This window comes from Lysinibacillus sp. SGAir0095 (assembly GCF_005491425.1).
Classification (GTDB): domain Bacteria; phylum Bacillota; class Bacilli; order Bacillales_A; family Planococcaceae; genus Ureibacillus.
The window spans coordinates 137,954-157,513 of record NZ_CP028083.1; the positions used below are offsets into that span (position 1 = coordinate 137,954).

General features: G+C 37.7%; 14 protein-coding genes. 7 read left to right on the top strand and 7 right to left on the bottom strand.

Features of this window, described 5'->3' with window-relative positions:
- Positions 1-25: 25 nt before the first annotated feature.
- The gene (locus C1N55_RS00640; RefSeq protein ID WP_137727020.1) at positions 26-706 is read right to left on the bottom strand and encodes a LytR/AlgR family response regulator transcription factor; all 681 of its coding nucleotides are present in this window, start codon (positions 704-706) and stop codon (positions 26-28) included.
- A 212-nt stretch (positions 707-918) separates the two neighbouring features.
- Between C1N55_RS00640 and aceA the strand changes: the two genes are divergently transcribed.
- From aceA to C1N55_RS00655, 3 genes are all read left to right on the top strand, one after another.
- Complete coding sequence (aceA, locus tag C1N55_RS00645) at positions 919-2,202, top strand: isocitrate lyase (RefSeq protein WP_137727021.1); 1,284 nt, start codon at positions 919-921, stop codon at positions 2,200-2,202.
- Positions 2,203-2,310: 108 nt separating this feature from the next.
- Positions 2,311-3,912, top strand: a complete 1,602-nt coding sequence (gene aceB, locus C1N55_RS00650) for a malate synthase A (RefSeq protein WP_137727022.1) — start codon at positions 2,311-2,313, stop codon at positions 3,910-3,912.
- Between the two features lie 207 nt (positions 3,913-4,119).
- Positions 4,120-5,292: a pyridoxal-phosphate-dependent aminotransferase family protein gene (locus C1N55_RS00655; RefSeq protein WP_137727023.1), complete on the top strand. Its 1,173-nt coding sequence runs from the start codon at positions 4,120-4,122 to the stop codon at positions 5,290-5,292.
- A gap of 61 nt (positions 5,293-5,353) precedes the next feature.
- Here C1N55_RS00655 and C1N55_RS00660 read toward each other — a convergent pair whose 3' ends face one another.
- Genes C1N55_RS00660 through C1N55_RS00670 form a run of 3 tightly spaced genes read right to left on the bottom strand, consistent with a single transcriptional unit; the run spans position 5,354 to position 10,123 of the window.
- Entirely contained in the window at positions 5,354-7,156 is a 1,803-nt protein-coding gene (locus C1N55_RS00660) for an ABC transporter substrate-binding protein (protein WP_137727024.1), read from the bottom strand.
- A gap of 32 nt (positions 7,157-7,188) precedes the next feature.
- Complete coding sequence (locus C1N55_RS00665; RefSeq protein WP_137727025.1) at positions 7,189-8,685, bottom strand: ABC transporter permease; 1,497 nt, start codon at positions 8,683-8,685, stop codon at positions 7,189-7,191.
- Position 8,686: 1 nt separating this feature from the next.
- Positions 8,687-10,123 carry an ABC transporter permease gene (locus C1N55_RS00670; protein WP_137727026.1) on the bottom strand — a complete coding sequence of 479 codons (1,437 nt, stop codon included), beginning with the start codon at positions 10,121-10,123 and terminating at the stop codon, positions 8,687-8,689.
- 143 nt (positions 10,124-10,266) lie between these two features.
- Between C1N55_RS00670 and C1N55_RS00675 the strand changes: the two genes are divergently transcribed.
- The 4 genes from C1N55_RS00675 (at position 10,267) to C1N55_RS00690 (ending at position 16,025) form a co-directional block, all read left to right on the top strand.
- Positions 10,267-12,006, top strand: a complete 1,740-nt coding sequence (locus C1N55_RS00675) for an ABC transporter ATP-binding protein (protein ID WP_137727027.1) — start codon at positions 10,267-10,269, stop codon at positions 12,004-12,006.
- Between the two features lie 159 nt (positions 12,007-12,165).
- The gene (ade, locus tag C1N55_RS00680) at positions 12,166-13,917 is read left to right on the top strand and encodes an adenine deaminase (protein WP_137727028.1); all 1,752 of its coding nucleotides are present in this window, start codon (positions 12,166-12,168) and stop codon (positions 13,915-13,917) included.
- 411 nt (positions 13,918-14,328) lie between these two features.
- A complete protein-coding gene (locus tag C1N55_RS00685; protein WP_137727029.1) occupies positions 14,329-14,724 on the top strand; it encodes a YkvA family protein in 396 nt (131 codons plus the stop codon).
- Positions 14,725-14,771: 47 nt separating this feature from the next.
- Positions 14,772-16,025 (top strand): DUF5050 domain-containing protein, encoded by a 1,254-nt coding sequence (locus tag C1N55_RS00690; protein WP_137727030.1) that lies wholly within the window; start codon positions 14,772-14,774, stop codon positions 16,023-16,025.
- 53 nt (positions 16,026-16,078) lie between these two features.
- On the opposite strand, the gene C1N55_RS00695 is transcribed toward C1N55_RS00690, so the two are convergent.
- The 3 genes from C1N55_RS00695 to C1N55_RS00705 all read right to left on the bottom strand — a co-directional run bounded on the left by C1N55_RS00695 (position 16,079) and on the right by C1N55_RS00705 (position 19,547).
- Positions 16,079-17,017 (bottom strand): N-acetylglucosamine kinase, encoded by a 939-nt coding sequence (locus C1N55_RS00695; RefSeq protein ID WP_168193758.1) that lies wholly within the window; start codon positions 17,015-17,017, stop codon positions 16,079-16,081.
- Positions 17,014-18,531, bottom strand: a complete 1,518-nt coding sequence (gene argH, locus C1N55_RS00700) for an argininosuccinate lyase (protein WP_137727032.1) — start codon at positions 18,529-18,531, stop codon at positions 17,014-17,016. Before argH ends, C1N55_RS00695 begins: the two co-directional genes overlap by 4 nt.
- Before the next feature lie 122 nt (positions 18,532-18,653).
- Positions 18,654-19,547 (bottom strand): EamA family transporter, encoded by an 894-nt coding sequence (locus tag C1N55_RS00705; RefSeq protein WP_137727033.1) that lies wholly within the window; start codon positions 19,545-19,547, stop codon positions 18,654-18,656.
- Positions 19,548-19,560: the final 13 nt, after the last annotated feature.

Sequence of the window (19,560 nt, forward strand, 5' to 3'; positions counted from 1 at the left end):
CCACATAATTTTTGGTGGAACGTCATTAAAATTCTAAAAGCTTTCTTAATTGATTAATATACGACTGACTAACAGGAAGCTCTGAGCCATTTTTTAATTCAACAACAAAGTTAGAAGCCAAATCTTTGGTAAGACGTTGTATAGAATAGATATTAATAATATAAGATCGATGAATGCGTAAAAAGTAATCAGGTAGCTTTAGTTGAAGTTCTTTTAAAGTGATATTGGTTTTGTACTGCTCATCATTGGCATAAAACCAAGTCCGTTTTTGCAAACTTTCAATATGAGAGACTTGATCTATTGGGATAGGCGTCCAATCCTCATCTTGCTTGCCGGTTAGAAACTTGTAATGCGCCTGTTTTTCAGGTACATAAGAGGCATGTAAAACAACAATTAATGCTGCTTCCTGTTGTTCGATAATAATCGGATAAGCAATTGCGTAGTAAGGTGTGCCAAAGATGGAATCATCAATAAGGATTTTTGTTTTTTCACGATTCTTCAAAACATGAGCTGCAACGCTATTTGGATGAACCTTCTCGCTAAGCTTATGATGAATATGATGGATGCTGGGACTGTAATAAACATAGGTATCATCTAATGCAATAAGAATTGAAGTATCCTTTGGAATCCAATCTTCTAATAGAATTTTAAATTGTTCAAGCCCTTTATACTCCTCTTTCATTTCCCTAACATTTCCCGTATTCATATTTAGAGCCCCCTTTGTGTTATAACAAATCCTAAATACTTTATCACTATATTTTACCATCTCATCCTAAAATTCCAATAATTCGTCAGAAAATAATGAAAAATCAATAAAGCTGTTATATAGTAATTTACAGCAAATACTTCTGTTATGGAACAGTAAAATATACCTTTTTAACAGTGAGTATTTAAACAAAGGGGAAGGTGTGAATATTCATGACGACAAGAAATGAAAAAATCGAGGCAATTAAAAAAGATTGGGCAGAGAATCCACGTTGGAAAGGGATTGATAGAGCTTATACTGCTGAAGAGGTTGTTAAACTACAAGGCTCTGTTGTAGTCGAGCAGACTTTAGCAAAACGAGGCGCTCGTCGTCTTTGGAAGTCTTTGCAGGAAGAGGATTTCATTAATGCATTGGGGGCATTAACAGGAAATCAAGCAGTCCAACAAGTAAAGGCTGGGTTAAAAGCAATCTACTTATCGGGGTGGCAAGTAGCAGCTGATGCAAACCTAGCGGGTCAAATGTATCCAGACCAATCATTATATCCAGCTAACTCTGTACCACAAGTTGTAAAACGCATCAATCAAGCATTACAACGTGCTGACCAAATTGATCATGCAGAAGGTCGTAACGATGACTTTGATTGGTTTGCTCCAATCGTTGCTGATGCAGAAGCAGGGTTTGGGGGTCCATTAAACGTATTTGAATTAGTAAAAGGAATGGTTGAAGCAGGTGCTGCAGGTGTTCATTTAGAAGACCAATTAGCATCAGAGAAAAAATGTGGCCACTTAGGTGGTAAAGTATTACTTCCAACACAAAATGCAGTTCGAAACCTAGTAGCAGCTCGTCTTGCTATGGACGTAATGGATGTAGATACAATTTTAATCGCTCGTACAGATGCAGATGCGGCTGATATGGTAACTAGTGATATCGACCCACGTGATGCAGAATTTATCACTGGTGAACGTACACCTGAAGGATTCTTCCGTACAAAGGCGGGTATTAAGCAAGCGATTTCACGTGGTTTAGCTTATGCTCCTTATGCAGATCTAATCTGGTGCGAAACATCAAACCCATCAATTGAAGAGGCTCGTGAATTTGCTGAAGGAATTCATGCAAAATTCCCAGGGAAGATGTTGGCATATAACTGCTCCCCTTCATTTAACTGGAAAGCTAAACTTTCAGATAAAGAGATTGCAGAATTCCAACGTGAGATTGCTAAACTAGGGTACAAATTCCAATTCGTAACTTTAGCAGGATTCCACTCACTAAATAAATCCATGTTCGAGCTTGCACATGACTATAAAGATAACGGTATGGCAGCTTACTCTAAACTACAACAAGCTGAGTTTGACTTGGAAGCTAAGGGTTATACAGCAACTAAACACCAACGTGAAGTAGGTACTGGTTACTTTGACGAGGTTGCTCAAGCAATTTCCGGTGGTACATCTTCCACTACAGCAATGGCTGGTTCTACAGAAACAGCTCAATTCGTATAAATTTGAGAATGCCTTGGCTAGTTCTATTAAATTATGAATAAGTTAATCACTTAGGATGTTTTAGTCAAGGCAATTTGATAACTATAAATTTACTAAGGGGGGACGGAATTGGAACAGGCAACATCACAAAAGCTTAAAATTATTGGCGAACTAACAGAACAAGCACAAGAAATATTAACGCCTGAAGCACTTGACTTTATTGTTTCACTTCATGAGAAGTTTAATGAGCGTCGAAAAGAATTGCTTAAAAAGCGAGAAGAACGTCAAAAGCGTCTTGATGAAGGCGAACAGCTTCATTTCTTGCCGGAAACTGAACAAGTTCGTAAAGGGGATTGGACAATTGCCCCACTACCCAAGGATTTACAAGATCGACGCGTAGAAATTACCGGTCCATCTGTGGATCGCAAAATGGTTATCAATGCACTAAATTCCGGTGCCAAAATGTTTATGGCATGTTTTGAAGATGCATCAACACCAACCTGGGAAAACATGATTGCAGGACAGATTAATATGCGTGATTCCGTGCGTAGAACAATTACATTAACTCAGGAGTCAAATGGTAAAACCTATAAGTTAAATGAAGAAACTGCTGTACTTATAGTTCGTCCGAGAGGCTTACATCTTTTAGAGAAAAATGTGTTAGTAGATGGCGAGGTAATGTCAGGAAGTTTCTTTGACTTTGGCTTGTACTTCTTCCACAATGCAAAAGAATTACTTGCTCGAAACACAGGGCCATATTTCTACTTGCCAAAGCTTGAGAGCCATTTAGAAGCACGTCTTTGGAATGACGTATTTGTTTATGCACAAGATTACTTGGGAATTCCACAAGGTACTATTAAAGCAACTGTCCTAATAGAAACAATTGTTGCGGCCTTTGAAATGGACGAAATTCTTTATGAATTACGTGAGCATTCAGCTGGTCTGAACTGTGGACGTTGGGATTATATTTTCAGCTATATTAAACGACTTCGCCATCAACCTGATGTTGTCTTACCGGACCGTGGTCAAGTAACAATGACTGTTCCGTTTATGAAAGCCTATACATCGTTATGTATTCAAACTTGCCATAAGCGTAATGCACCGGCAATGGGAGGAATGGCTGCCCAGATTCCTGTGAAAAATGATGAAGAGGCAAATACAATTGCTTTTTCAAAAGTAGCAGAGGATAAACTCCGAGAAGCTACAGATGGTCACGATGGTACGTGGGTAGCACATCCAGGATTAGTATCTGTTGCAATGGAACAATTTGATGCCATTATGAAAACACCAAACCAAATTGATAAAAAACGTGAAGATGTCATTGTATCTGCTAATGATCTGGTAGCCGTTCCAGAAGGTACAATTACCGAAGAAGGTCTTCGCATCAATGCAAGTGTAGGTGTTCAATATATTGCATCGTGGTTACGTGGAAATGGTGCTGCACCCATTAATAACTTAATGGAAGATGCGGCAACAGCCGAGATTTCCCGTACTCAAGTTTGGCAATGGATTCGTCATGAAAAAGGCGTATTAGAAGATGGACGTAAAGTAACTTTGGAATTAACATTAGGAATTTTAAGTGAAGAGCTTACAAAGATTAAAGCTGCTGTTGGGGAACAAGCATATAACACAGGTCGCTATGAAGAAGCGGCTGAGCTGTTTAAAACTTTAATTGAGCAAGACGAGTTCGTTGAATTCTTAACTTTACCGGGTTACGAAAAAATTAGCTAATTCCTATTAGAAATAGTTGCCTCCAATTCAATCTTTCTAATAGTGTTTAAACAAGGGGATTTTCATAAATTTTGACATGGGGATGGGATGTCTTACTGGCTGTGATGGGCTAGTAGGACATTCTTTTTAATGTTTAGAAGGAATTCTTCATAGGTTAGAAGAAATGAATTAAATAAGAAATTACATACTAAAGGGGAATGTTGAGACATGAAAAATAAAGAATTACTCTTAGTACCGGGCCCAACACCTGTAGTTGATGAAATTTATGATGCTTTAGCAAGTGAGACAAGAGGACATACCGATCCACGATTCACTGCCACGTTCAAGGCAAGTATAAAGCAGACAAAGGAACTGCTCCAAACTGATGGAGAAGTGTTTATTGTGGCAGGTTCAGGTACATTAGCAATGGAAATGGCTATTGTAAACACAGTAGGAAGAGGAGAAAAGTTACTTGTTATTAGTCACGGCTATTTTGGTGATCGTTTTACACCCCTAGCGAACGCCTTTGGAATTGAAGTAGATGTTTTACAGGCTGAATGGGGAAAACAAGTGGACCCAGAACTTGTTCAAGAAAAAATAGCTCTCAATAATTATAAGGCTGTTACGATTACGCATGCTGATACATCAACAGGTGTTGTTTCTGATTTAGATGCACTCATTCCTATCATTAAACAAGCGGGTGCACTGGTTATTTTAGATGGAGTGGTGGCAACAGCAGCACTTGAAGAGAATATGAGCAAGACTTATGGACATCCGGATTATAAAATTGATGTCGTATTAACTGGTTCTCAAAAGGCTATTGGTATTCCACCAGGTTTAGCCATTGTCGCGTTTAACCAAACTGCACTTGCAGCAAGGGAAGCTTTAGGTACAGTCCCAGCCTATTATTCTGACATTAAAAACTGGATTCCGATTATGCAAGATCCGTCTAAATATTTTGCAACACCGCCGGTCAATCTTATTTATGCATATAATACAGCGTTAAAAATAGTGTTAGATGAAGGCATTGAACAACGGGAAAAACGTCACATTGCTTTTGGCCGTGGGGTACGTTCTGCACTTCGAACATTTGGCATGGAATCTTTAGCTGATGAAGAGGTAGCAGCACCAACATTAAGCTGCATGCTATACCCAGCAGGTGTGGACGATGGCTCATTCCGAACACTGCTATCTCATAAGGGCGTTATTGTTGCTGGGGCATTGGCCCATTTAGCCGGTCATGCTTTCCGTATTGGCCATATGGGAAATACCACTGCGAAAATGCTTGAAAGTGCAATTCGCCATATAGGTGAAGTGTTACAAGAATTAGGGTTAGAAATAAATACAGAAGCTGCACTTGTAGCATTTAGAGAAGAATTATCACAAAGTGTTGCTCAGTAAAAATATAAAAGCTCGAGTATGTCTTGGCATACCCGAGCTTTTTCGATTTTTTGAAATAACCTTATTTACTTTCGTTATAAGCGTTCAAGAACTCTGTTACTTTATCACGATTTGCTTCAAGTTTTAATCCAGTGTCAATTAATGGAGAGACAGTTGATACAGCTGGAAGTTTGTTTCCTTGGTAGTAAGTAATGAATTCTTCTTGGTTGATTGAGTAAAGAACAGCTTTACGTAAGTCAGCAGAGTTTGAAATTTCACGACCTTTCGTATTGAACTGTAAGTATGTCACTGCGTTGCTGTCAGCCTCATTTAGAGCTAAGTTTGCATCTTCTTTAACGATATCAAGTTTAGTTTCAGGTACTGTTTGTAACACTTGAATTTCACCACTACGTAATGCAGATAATGCGCTGTCATTATCATCGATAAATCGTACAGAGATGTTTGTAATTTTTGGTTCATACTCGCTGCCTACGCGGTATGCTGGGTTTTTCACAAATGTTGCTTCATAATCATTTTTTTGTACTAAAATGTATGGACCACTTGCAAATAATTGGTTGTTATAAGAATTACCTTCTGTCACAGTTGCTTGGTCACCGTAAGCAATATCTGTGTTTGGATCGTAGTTTGCTACATCATATGTGTTAATGCTTGTTACTTGTTTTTCAGAAACGATACCACCAGATTGGTGAGCTAAATAGTTTAATACTTGTGGGAATGGATTTGGCGTTGTAATTTTTACAACTTGGTATTTCCCAGCCGCATTATCAACTTGATCTTCTGATTCTACTACTTCAGTTACTGCCTGTGGCAACTCTTTTGATAATGCATCTAATACAGTTTCTTCTGAACCAGCAACTTTAGCGTTCTCTAATTCTGTTAAATCTGTCACGACTTCTACAGTATCAATATTTTCATGGATACTATATGTGCGGTGATCAGGAACAGAGTTTTCATCCTTAGCACGGTTTAAAGAAAATACTACATCTTCTGCAGATACTAGTTCACCTGTGTCAACAGCTGCACCATTTTCTACTTTTGCAAAATTAATATCATCACGTAAGATGAAATAATATTCAGAGCTGCCTTCTGCCATAACATGGTTGTATGATAATGAACCATCAGAAACGACTTGGTCATCATCTGTTAAATTCACTAAACGAACGTACATATTTGTATTTAATGTGTTGATAGAACCATCATTTCCTTTGATTGGATCAAGAGAAGTTAATGATGAGATTGCTTGATGTAATACTAATGTTTCGCTAGTGTTTAAAGATGCATCATTAAATGAGATATTTTCCCATACTTGTGCACGAGATTTAGGAAGTAGAACTGTTTCAGGGTTTACCTTAGCAGAGTAAATACCTTGAGCCTTTTTCGAGATATAGAGTGGTGCGATGTAAGCTTGGTCGAATACTAAAAGTTGTTCAAGCTCAGCATAAGCTTCTTTCGCTTCTTCACCAGTTAAAGTACTTGCTTTGTCAATCAACTTATCTAACTCAGAGTCGCTAACAACACTGTAGTCTCCACCAGTTTTAAATAAACCACGAACAGCATAGTCAGGATTCCCTGTTACTGTTGTCCAGCTTGATAATGCCACATCATAGTTCCCCGCATCTTTTTGAGCTGAGAATGAACCGTAATCCGGTTGAATATTTAATACCACTTCAAAACCGTTTTTAGTTAGTTGATCACGTAAAATATTTAAATCATTTTCATTTGCTGTTTGACCTAAAATTTCAATTGTTGGTTTTTCACCAGAAGAAGTCTCGGCATCACCGCCGCCTTCAACATCCGATTTCTTTTGTACACAGCCAGCAAGAGCCAGGACTGCAACAAATAATAGAGCTAATAGCTTTTTCATAGTAATCCTCCTAATAATAGTTTGTTAGTTTGTTAGTTTGTTTTAGGGTCAAATGCGTCCCGCAATCCATCACCAAAGAAATTAAATGATAGCACGAGTAGCATAATACATAACCCTGGGAAAATAGCTAAATATGAATGGGTTTCAAGATAAGTGCTACCGATTTTTAAAATATTCCCCCATTCCGGAATATGCGGTTCTACACCCAGTCCAAGGAAGCTTAAACTACTTGTTGAAATAACAGCACCACCGATTGTTAAAGTAGCTTTTACAATCATAGGGGCTAGCGAATTTGGTACGATATGCTTAAATATAATCGAACTGTCAGAAGCTCCTAATGCTCTAGCAGATTCTACAAACTCGTAATTGGAAATTTGCATTACGGTAGCGCGCATTGTTCGTGCATAAGTAGGAATAGAACCTACACTTAGTGCAATGATCAAATTGACCGTATTTGCACCGAATGCAGCGATAATGGCAATAGCTAGTAAAATACCAGGTATCGCATATAAAATGTCAAGCAGTCGCATGATGATGTTATCTGTCTTTTTGCCGTAGTAACCAGAAATAGCTCCAAGCGAACCACCTATAACGGCTGGTATGATTGTTGAGAAGAACCCAACAATTAACGATATTTGAGCACCAAACACGATTCTTGAAAACAAATCGCGACCGAAATCATCTGTTCCAAGCGGATATTGGAGTGTCGGTGTTTGTAAGATTGCAGAGTAATTATTTTGAGTTGCAAAGTCATAATCGAATGTCCATGGACTTACGACAGACAATGAAAACATAAAAATGATAAAAAACATACCGAAAATGGCCATTGAATTCCGTAGAATTTTACTCCACATTTTTTGCCACTTCTCAATAGAAGAAGCATCTTTCTGTCGAGCCTTTTTAATAAGACCCAACCCTAGCAGGAAAGAAAATAGATTCCCTGTTAAGACTGGTATAAGTAAAACGATGCCGATTGGCAGCATCCATTTTGGTGCAGATGTTGGCGTTACATATTTTGCAACCAGAATTAGCATTGCTGCATAAATTATCGCAAGTACAATAAACGCACCCATTGCTAGTAAAAAGCTATCAATTACATATGGTTTGAAAATGTTTAACACCGATATCCCAATGATAAAAAGCTGAGTTAAAAATGCATAGGTAGCAAATGTATATTCAGGTACTTTGTTTTTTGAAACTAATGAAAATCCATAGCTGCTTGCAAAAATATTTCCAACGAGTACTGTCAAAATCAACGGGTATCCAAGGATACGAGTTCGTTTTTTAATCTCTCTATCATTCGCTAAATCTCTTTTAATAGACTTTGAGATTAACCATACATAAAGAGTAGTTAGCAAATAAATAACGAAAAATGCTAAAACAATCGGTCGAAGAGCTTGGGTATTGAAATTGAAACTATAAAGTAAAAAAAGTAATGAAAAAATAGCAGAAAAGGATAATGTAAAATGAGCATTCCCATATTCCTGTGTAATTTTCAATAGAAGCTTTAGGTTTGATATGACCTTCACATTATCCCTCCTTTTTCATTTTTGAGCGAATTCGCGGATCAAAAAATGCATAAGTAATGTCTATTATTAAGTTAACAATTGAAATCGTAATGGCAATATAGACAACCCCACCTAATATTGCAGGAATATCCGGTATAAACTGCTTATCTACGATGTAGCTTCCGATTCCACTAATGTTAAAGACTTTCTCCGTTACCGAAGCCCCGCCTAACATTCCGCCAAATAAGAGCCCAATCACCGTAATAATTGGAATCATTGCATTTCGAATCGCATGCTTAGAAATGACTTTTCTTTCATTTAATCCTTTTGCTTTTGCCGTAATAATATAATCCTCGTTTATGACCTCAAGCATCGATGAACGGGTCATCCTTGCAATCGAGGCACATAGAGAGGTGCCGAGAACAACTACTGGTAAGACCAGAGATAACCAATTATGTGGATTATACGTTGCAGGGAACCAACTCAGTTCAAGAGAGAATGTTAAAATAAAAATTAACCCTTGCCAGAAACTCGGTATTGAAAGGCCGATTAACGCTACAATCATAAATGTATAATCAAAGAATGAATTTGGGCGAATAGCTGAGATAATCCCAACAGGAATCGCAATGATTACCGCCATCACTAACGATAGAATGGCAATTTTAAGAGTTACAGGAAATTTATTGGCGATACTAGCAATGATGTCTTCTTTCCCTGCAAAGGAAGTCCCTAAGTCGAAGGTAAATAGACCGGATAGGGATTGCCATAATTGAGCTAAATATGGTTGGTCCAATCCGTAAAGACGATTAAAATTCGCTATTTGCTCAGGCGTAGCTTCGATACCTAGAATATTTCGCGCTGGATCTAAAGGTGAAATATAAAGAATGGTAAATACGAGTGTTGCCACACCTAAGATGACAAAGAGAGTCTGTAATACACGCTCGAAAATAAATTGAACAAATGGATTACTATATAGAAGTAATAACATATACATCAAAATACCGGGAATGGCTGAAATCAATAAAAAATTCCGATTAGTCATTTGCTGTTTAAAGTAATAATGATATGAATACTTCTCAAAGCCCAGTGAATTTACTTGCTTATCTACTTCCTTTTGAAGCTTTCCTTGTACAAGTAAATCTACATTTTTGTTCATTTGTTCAGTGGATAAAGATTCATGGAAAAATTCCGCTTTTGTTTTTTCTTGAGATAAAAACTGTTGTCTCCATGTATCAAGCAGCCCTTTTGAGATGAACTCCTCTTCACAGCGTTTATAAGCTTCAGCATACTGATTCTGACCTTTTTTCAGATAGAATAATAGGAAGGTGACGATATGAACTGGCAGCCCCAGAACAAATAAAAGAATTCCGTAGAAATTTCCTCTGTTTATTAACTTTTGATAAGTGGAGCTAAAAAACTTGGAAGTTTTAGTATTTTGAATATTTATGCTATGATTCATCGATTGCCTCCTTTCTTCCAGAAATAACTTCATCTTGTAATAATAGCCTCTCTATATTAAACTATTCCTAGTGGTATAGTAAAGTATGGAAACGTTTATGTCAATATAACCAATTATTACTTTTTTTATAAAGGAAGGTACACATGAATAATACATTATTAGAGGTGAAGGACCTTCAAGTTTCATTCATAGGTGATGAAAAAGAGTTTGAGGCTGTGAAAGGGATTAGCTTTCATGTTGAAAAAGGGGAGACATTAGGGATTGTTGGTGAGTCTGGAAGTGGTAAAAGTGTCACTGCCAGGTCCATTATGCGATTACTACCATCACCGCCAAGTTTTTTGAAAACTGGGGAAATTAATTTCCAAGGAAAGAATCTCATTGAGCAAACAGAAAAAGAAATGGAATCAGTACGCGGGCAGCATATTAGTATGATTTTTCAGGATCCAATGACATCGTTAAATCCAACGATTCGTATCGGGGAGCAAATTGCTGAAAGTTTGAAGAAACACCAACAGGTCTCGAAGGAGGAGTCATACAAAAAAACCATTGAATTGTTAGAACTGGTAGGGATAAAAAATAGTGAAAAGCGCTATTCACAATATCCCCATGAATTTTCTGGCGGTATGCGTCAAAGAGCAATGATTGCAATGGCATTGGCATGTAATCCAGCCCTTCTGATTGCAGATGAACCAACAACGGCCTTAGATGTAACAATTCAAGCTCAAATACTGGCATTAATGAAAAGCATGCAAGAAAAGTTAGGTACTTCTATCATATTAATCACACATGACTTAGGCGTAGTAGCGGGAATGTGCGATCGTGTCATTGTGATGAAAGAGGGGGAGATTGTTGAAGAAGGCACAACAGAAGAAATCTTCAACAATCCAAAGCATGACTATACGAAAAGGCTATTAAATGCTTTACCTAAACTTCATGAAAAAAAAGAGGCGAAAAGAGCGCCGTTATTAAGTGCGAATCTAGATTCTTCTAAGCCACTCCTTGAAATTAAATCATTAAAAAAACATTTTAACTTAGGTCATGGCGATATCTTAAAGGCTGTAGATGATCTGTCTTTTGCAATCTATCCTGGAGAAACTCTTGGTTTAGTGGGGGAGTCAGGTTCAGGCAAATCTACAACAGGACGTACTATTTTACAATTGCATGAGCCGACAGATGGAGATGTTCTATATAAAGGAATTCCTATTACGCGTCTATCCAAAAAACAATTAAAAACAATGAGAAGACATATGCAAATTATCTTTCAAGATCCGTATTCTTCATTAAATCCTCGAAAAAAAGTGTTGGATATTATAGGAGAAGCATTGGATTTACATGGTCTTGCAAAAAATAAAGAAGATCGTAGAACGCGTGTCGAGGAATTATTAGAATTGGTAGGACTAAATAAAGCACATGCAAGTCGCTATCCCCATGAGTTTTCTGGTGGGCAACGTCAACGTATTGGAATTGCACGTGCATTAGCAGTTGATCCAGAGTTTATTGTTTGTGACGAGCCATTATCTGCATTAGACGTTTCGATTCAAAAACAAATTGTCGATCTATTAAAAGATTTACAGCATCGTCTCGGTTTGACTTATTTATTCATTGCTCACGATTTATCTATGGTTAAACATATAAGTGATAGAGTAGCGGTGATGTATGGTGGGAAAATCGTAGAGCTCGCAGAAAGTGAGGAATTATACTCAAACCCTCAGCATCCTTATACAAAAGCTCTTTTGCAATCTATCCCCATACCAGATCCGACTATCGAAAAGAAAAAAGCTAGAGTACTAGACAAAGAATCCAATGTAAACAAGTACGATGTTCAAAACACGGTATTAAAGGAAGTATCTCCAAATCATTGGGTAGCCGTTACTGAAAATTGATAATGAAAGCAACGAATCTCTTTGAACTCTGATGTTCAAAGAGATTTTAATTTATATTCAGTAGTAATAATGAGATGTTTCGGCAAATATAATATATGATATGGAGAAATAAAATATAAATTTCTGGGGAAGGGGCTGTGACACGTGAATTATGAAGCAATGACAAAATCTATTAATATCTCACAAAAAAGAATGGAAGCCGATTTTATCCTAAAAAATGCCTATATAGCAGATGTATTTTCTTTATGTTGGAGGAAAGCAAATATTGTTGTTGCAGATGGGAAAATCATAGCTCTTGATGAGAAGGATGAATTTACGGCGAGATTAGTCGAGGATGCAAATGGTCGATATGTCATCCCTGGTTTAATCGATACTCATATTCATATTGAATCTTCAATGTTGCCTCCATCCCAGTTTAGTCAAATTCTTTTGCCTCACGGAATTACCTCTGTCATTACTGATCCGCATGAAATCGTAAACGTTTCAGGTTCAAAAGGAATGCAATTCATGCTGGATGATTCAAAAAATGCAAAGATGGATATTTACTATATGCTGCCATCCAGTGTGCCGTGTACCTCTTTCGAAAATTCAGGTGCAGTGATGAAGGCGAAGGACTTAGCACCATTCCTTCAAAATGAACAAATTTTAGGACTTGCAGAAGTAATGGACTTTCCTGCTGTTTTGGAAACAGATTCAGATATGATCGATAAGTTATCCCTTGTGAAATCGGCCAATAAACTTATCGATGGCCATGGTTCAGGGCTCACTAGAGAACAGCTACGTGGCTATCGCGCGGCAGGAATTCAAACAGATCATGAATGTGTATCGGCAGAAGAAGCGCGTGAACGAGTTAAACAGGGAATGTATGTGTTAATAAGAGAGGCTTCTGCAGCGAAAAACTTAATAGATTTATTGCCTGCTGTTACGCCGGCGAATGCTCGCCGATTTGCATTTTGTACAGACGATAAGCATCTTGATGAGTTAATTGAAAAAGGAAGCATCGACTATGCGGTTTCCCTCGCTATCAAACACGGAATGACCCCGTTACAAGCCATTCAGCTAGCTACTTTAAATGCGGCGGAATGCTACCGTCTTTACGATAGAGGGGCAATTGCGGAAGGATATATAGCTGACTTTGTCATGCTAGAAGATTTACAAAAGATGACGATTTCAGCAGTATGGAAAAATGGCGATAAGGTAGCGCAAGATGGCAAGGTGCTTTATGAAGCAGAGAACACGGCAAATATCGATGAATCCATTCTGAATTCAGTTCATATTCCTAGTTTATCTGCCGATGATTTGGCCATTCCATTTAAAGAAGGGAATCTAGCAAATGTTATAGGTATTATGCCGAATCAAATCACGACACAGCATCTTGAAAAGGAAGTAGATGTTGAAGATGGTGTATTCGTACCATCTATTGAAAAGGATTTATTGAAACTGGCAGTAGTAGAACGTCATCGTTTGTTAGGTACTATAGGCTTAGGAATTGTACATGGCTTCGGCTTGAAAGAAGGAGCTGTCGCAACAACAGTTGCACATGACTCACATAATGCGATTGTTGTTGGAACAAATGATGAGGATATGCTATATGCTCTAAAGGCTCTACAAGAAATGCAGGGAGGATTAGTAGTTGTAAAGAAAGGAAAGGTAATTGGATCTCTTGCTTTACCGATTGCAGGACTAATGACGACACTTGATGCAGATAAAGCGGCAAGAAAGATGAAGGAAACTCATAAGGCACTCCATGAGATTCATCCAGACCTTTACTTCCATCTCTTCTTAACACTTTCGTTTTTAAGTTTGCCAGTTATACCGGAAATTAAATTAACGGATACAGGTTTGTTTGATGTGAGGAGTTTCCAGCATATTCCCATAGAGGTGACTAAAAAGAACGTTTCACAAGTTTAGTAAATAGCACAATTGGTACTTTAACTTAAATTCTGTTCTATAGGTAGACTAGCATCGAGAGCGGCTTCATTTAATTTCCATTGAAAGATACTTTGAAAAAATATAAAATGCCAACATGCTCAGTTAAGTCAATCAAAAGAAACTTCCTCATCTAAAAGATCCCAATAGAGCTATGCATGAAAAAGGAACTCCATTATCATTACTCAAGTACTTATCAAGCGAAAGATTACTACCTTTACGAAAAATCTTACTGTTCAATCGTAACTTGAAACTTTTACTTTTAAAATTTCGTATTGAAAAAGGAAAACGATTTTATATATAGAATAACCTTTTATGTAGTACTTTTTTGATTAATTGGTAATGATAGTTATGAAATGGATAATTGTTATGGGATTAGAGGAGGAAGTTAAAATGAGTGAGAACTTACACTTAGAAACAACGATAAGCGGGAAGGAAAAACATTATTCTCCAGATAAATTTATAAATAAAGTAAAAAAATACGGGGCCAATTTAGGATTTAAAGCGTTATATAGTGTAGCAATCTTATATTGTGCGTTAAAAAGTCCAGATTTACCTAAAGAACACAAACTCATGATATTAGGTGTGCTAGGCTATTTTATTCTCCCAATTGATTTGATTGGAGACATGTTACCCGCTGTAGGTTTGGCAGATGATATTGTCATTATTACTAAAGCCGTTTCGGTTATTTATTCATCTATTACAGATGAAATGAAGGAAGAAGCCCATGAAGTCTTAAAGAAGATTTTTGGGGACAAGTATCTACCTTCTATCGAGTACGAAATTTAACCTAACTAATACCATTGAAGACTTGAAATCATATGAGGTGATGTACGTTGTTAAAACGAATAACTTTTCTCGTCATAGCTATTGTACTTGCAAGGCCGATATATGATTTCGGCTCACAATGGCTGGATGAAGCCAAGCATTTTTTCAGTGATAATGAAGTAACCATCCAGGATGCAACCACTGATGTATTATCTACAGTGAACTCTGCAAAGGATAATCTTGTGAGTACAGCAGCAGATACATTGATTACAATGGATGTGGATTTGCCGGATAGTGTCCAAACAGTAGAGGAGCTTGAGGATTCCTTTTACTATTATTTAAGTAGATGGGAAACGAATTTTGAAATCCATTATGTTGGCAGTACTGCAGATATTGAAAACCTTATTCAAACGGCTGTTAATCAAGCGGCAAGTCGGGATCATTATATTCTGGGTCATCTAGCAGACCGTAAGATTGAGTATGAGTATAGCAGTTTCGATGCGAAAATAAAGGTTCACCAAACCTACCTAACGAACCTAGCCCAAGAGCAAGTTGTAAACGAAAAAGTAGCAAGTATCCTATCCACCGTTTCACCTGATGAAATGACCGATTTTCAGAAGGTGAAATTTGTGAACGATTATATTGTCAAATCTACAGCCTATAGTACTGAATCGACAGCAAGTCCACATAGTGCATATGCTGTGTTGCAAGAAAATAAAGGGGTTTGCCAAGGCTATGCTTTATTAGCTTTAAAAATGCTCCAAGACCTGGGTGTGGAAACTCAATATGTTGTTGGTGAAGTTTACACGGGTGGACATGCATGGAATCTAGTAAAGGTAGATGGAAATTGGTATCATCTTGATACAACCTGGAATGATCCAACGCCAGATCGTCAAAATGTTGTTCGCTATGAATATTTCTTAATTGATGATGCGAAAATGGAGCTCGACCATACTTGGATTCAGGCAGATTATCCAAAAGCTTCAGATACGAATTTTGACTTTATGGCACAAATTGACCATGCATATGAGCAGGATGGTTTGATTTATTATAGTAATGTAGATGATAATAATATCTTATATCGAATGGATATGAAAACGGGAGAAACGGCACGTCTAACAGATAGCCGTGCACAATTTATTGTAGGATTTGGGGACTGGATCTACTTTAGTAATTACTCGAATGGGGCGTATCTTTCGAAAATTCGAACTGATGGAACAGACGAGTCGATCTTGTATCATGAAGAAGTGGATAACTTATTTGTAGAGGATGGTTATTTATATTTCTCTACAGATCAAGGATTAAAGAAAATGGAATTATAGTAAGAGAAGCCGGATCACATTTGAAGTGAGCGGCTTCTTTTTTGATAACAGTATTATGGATGTAATGCGTACTGTGCTCTTTTGGCAATACTTTCAATGGGATTTTCATCACATAACATATAGGTGATATTTGGGTAGTCTTTGTGAATTAATTGCTGTAAATAGTTTAGTATGAAAGGATGATGCTTTAAAATACCGCCATTAAAATAGAGCGTGAACGCTTCATTCTCATACGAAAGTTTAGCAAGTGCAGCTTTAACTAATGAAAATAGCTCGTTAGAAGCCCATTGCGAAATATAAATGGCTTTCTCGTCCCCAAGTGCAGCTGCTTCATGTAAGACAGAACTAATACTAGCTGTCAGGGCATTCGTATAGTTCGGTTGATAAAGCCAAGTCATAAGCTTGTCGATTGAATCAATCTGAAGCTTCTCAAATACGAGTTTTTTTAGAATAGTTGATTTCTCCAGGTTGTCTTCTGCTCTAAAAATGGCTTTTATAATTTGGCTCCCAATCCAATAACCACTGCCTTCATCGCTTGCGCGGTGTCCCCATCCCCCTGCACGAACAATCTTACCTTTTCCGTCTGTCGCATATGCTATGGATCCTGTCCCTGATATTAATAAGGCGCCAGAATTGTTGCCAACCAAACCAAGAAGGGTTGCTTGAACATCGTTTTCAATTATAAGCTCGTTAATGCGAAAAGCTGTATTTTGAAGGCTTTGATTCACGATATGGGTAACGGTTTCTAAATCTGGTATTGTATCGATGCCTGCTATAGCGAAAACAGCTACATCGATTGTTTCAACATTCGTTGCAAGATAAGCATCTTTGAGTAGGTGACTCAGTACCTCAATCATTGCATTTGCACCTATTGTTTGATAATTAGTTCCGGGTGCTGTTTTTTCAAAAAGCCATTCTCCCCCTGTTGATCGAATGGTTAGTGTGGTTTTAGTTGCACCGCCATCTACTGCCAAAATCGTTGCCTCTTTCATTCCATAGTCCATCCTTTTAGAAATTTGTGAAGCTGTTCTTCACTGTTGCAGATTTTTTCATTTTTCTGATTTACCCATTGACCGAATAATGGAGTGATTTCTTCAGATTGCAGAAGAGAATTAAGCATGGTTTCAGATGAAGGCCCACCTTTAAGTGTGCGTACCTTAACAAAAAAATCAGGCTTTAAAGCATTATAAAAATGCTCTTTAGAAATCTTTAAGGGCTTACCTGTTATTTCAACACATTTTTCATTTGCCAGATCCCACGTTAAGTTCTCGAGGGATTCTTTTTTTGCTTCAAATAGAGTTTTGATACAGCTGCTTACTATACGATGGGACTGTCTAAATGAGATGTTTTCTGAACGTACTAGTGAATCTGCAAGCTCGGTCACATTTGCAAAACTGCTTTCTGCACGCTTTCGAAGCTTTTCTTTATTAACATCCATCGTAACAATCAGGCTTCCAAAAAGTTTATAGATTCCACATAACTTTTCCATTGCTCGCCATAGGTAAGGTTGCATATCATCTTCAGTATCAACGATATCACCAAACGGTGTATTATGAATCATTTGTAAGACTGTTTGAGCATCGCCTACAACTGAGGACAATAAAGCCCGCGTATGCTCAAGGGAGACTGGATTTCGCTTCTGGGGCATGATGGAACTGATCTGGACATAAGGGCTTGCTAAACAAAAGGCATTAAATTCTTGTGTCGCCCATTGCAAAAAGTCTTGTGATGTACGTCCCAAATTTAGTGCAGCAAGCTGTGTGACACTCGCAGCTTCTGCAATGTAGTCTGCACCTGCAACAGCGTCCCAAGCATTCTCGATCATTCCATCAAATGCAAGAAGCTCCTCCATGCGTTCGCGGTTAATCATAAACCCTGTGGTTGTTAATGCTGCAGCACCCATGCTACTTTGGTTAATCGTTTCAAAGGCTGCCTGCATTCTCTTAAAGTCTCTTGTTAGTTGGTCAATCACTGCCTTTAAATAATGGGCAAAGGTTGTTGGTTGTGCTTGCTGTGTGTGGGTATATCCAAGCATGATCGTATCGACGTGTTCTTTGGCAAATGCGATAAGGTGGGAACGCAAGTGTAGTAGTTCTGCCATTAAGGATAGTATTTTTTTTCGTAATGTCATTCGGTAGATGGCAATTCCCATATCGTTCCGACTTCGCCCAATGTGTAAATTACCTGCAACATCTCCAGCTAATTCAATGAGTTTACTTTCAATGCGAAAAAATAAATCTTCAAACTGCGGATTATATTCTTGTTGTTCATAGAATGCCAAATCTAGCTTTGCAATCGCTTGCCCAATTTGCCGAGCTTCATTTTCTGTCACCAGCTTTTGTTCTTCAAGCATTTTTAAATGAGCAATATGAATTTGTAGCATGGATGTTAAAAAATTTCTTTTTGCTTCGTCATAGGCGGGTTGAAGCACGATTTGACGGTAGCTATTGGAAGGGAAATGCTTTCCCTCTTGTTCATCTATTCGACTTTTATAATCCTCAAACATAAAAACACGCCTTTCGCAAAAATACTATAAATTTTTTGCTTCATTCAATTTGAAAGCAATAAAGGTCGATATCAACTTTGACAGCTTCATCGACCTTCATCACTACTTATTACTATTAAATGTTAGGCGGCATTTTTCCTTTGGGCTAGGACAGTTGGTAAAACCATCCCTATAAGAACTAGTACAATCCCAAACAACTGCAGGATTGTAAGTGTTTCGTGTAATATTATGACTGATGCAATAATTGCTACAGGTAATTCCATTGCACTTAAAATAGATGATAGGGCACCACCCACCTTTGGAACGGCAATTGAAAATAAAAGTATCGGTAATATTATCCCGAAGATACCCAGGATAATCCCGAAAATCCATAAATTTGTTTTAAATAATGTACCATTCCAAACAATCTCGGGTGATAAGAAGATTGAAATGACAATCACGGCAACAAGTGACATGAGGAATGTGCGTGTAATTGTAGACATTCCTTCAATTTGTCTTGAGTTAACTTGAATGAAAATCGCAAAGCTTGTAGCTGCTAATAAGCCATAAACCCATCCCTGCCAAGGAATTGTTGAAAGATCTGTATCTAGAACGCCCGCAGCGAGTAATGTTCCACCGAATAAAAACAATAGCGAGAGCGCTTCAAATCGGTTTGGTAATCTCTTGTGTATCATACAGTCAATAAAAAGACCAATCCAGGTGAATTGGAAAAATAGCACAACGCCAAGTGAAGCGGTTAGGTAATTTAAGGCGAGTCCATAAATCATACCTGTATTAGCAGTTAAGGCACCAGCTGCCAAAATTGTGATAATACCAGATTTATTTATTTTTGGTATAGACTTGCGTGTGAATAGGAATAAAATAAGTGCGAGTACAAATCCTACAATATATTGACTTGTTACAGCTTCACTGGTAGTGAATCCGTGTCCCATCGCCACTTTAATAATCGTTGATAAAACCCCATAACTACTCGATGCAATGACGATTAGCAGTGGGTATAATAGCTGTGATTTCATGATGTAAAACCTG

Coding starts and splice junctions, on each gene's coding strand:
- aceA (WP_137727021.1), top strand. CDS start 919: ATGACGACAAGAAATGAAAAAATCGAGGCAATTAAAAAAGATTGGGCA.
- C1N55_RS00705 (WP_137727033.1), bottom strand. CDS start 19,547: ATGAAATCACAGCTATTATACCCACTGCTAATCGTCATTGCATCGAGT.
- C1N55_RS00660 (WP_137727024.1), bottom strand. CDS start 7,156: ATGAAAAAGCTATTAGCTCTATTATTTGTTGCAGTCCTGGCTCTTGCT.
- C1N55_RS00655 (WP_137727023.1), top strand. CDS start 4,120: ATGAAAAATAAAGAATTACTCTTAGTACCGGGCCCAACACCTGTAGTT.
- argH (WP_137727032.1), bottom strand. CDS start 18,531: ATGTTTGAGGATTATAAAAGTCGAATAGATGAACAAGAGGGAAAGCAT.
- C1N55_RS00670 (WP_137727026.1), bottom strand. CDS start 10,123: ATGAATCATAGCATAAATATTCAAAATACTAAAACTTCCAAGTTTTTT.
- C1N55_RS00640 (WP_137727020.1), bottom strand. CDS start 706: ATGAATACGGGAAATGTTAGGGAAATGAAAGAGGAGTATAAAGGGCTT.
- C1N55_RS00695 (WP_168193758.1), bottom strand. CDS start 17,017: ATGAAAGAGGCAACGATTTTGGCAGTAGATGGCGGTGCAACTAAAACC.
- ade (WP_137727028.1), top strand. CDS start 12,166: ATGACAAAATCTATTAATATCTCACAAAAAAGAATGGAAGCCGATTTT.
- C1N55_RS00675 (WP_137727027.1), top strand. CDS start 10,267: ATGAATAATACATTATTAGAGGTGAAGGACCTTCAAGTTTCATTCATA.
- C1N55_RS00685 (WP_137727029.1), top strand. CDS start 14,329: ATGAGTGAGAACTTACACTTAGAAACAACGATAAGCGGGAAGGAAAAA.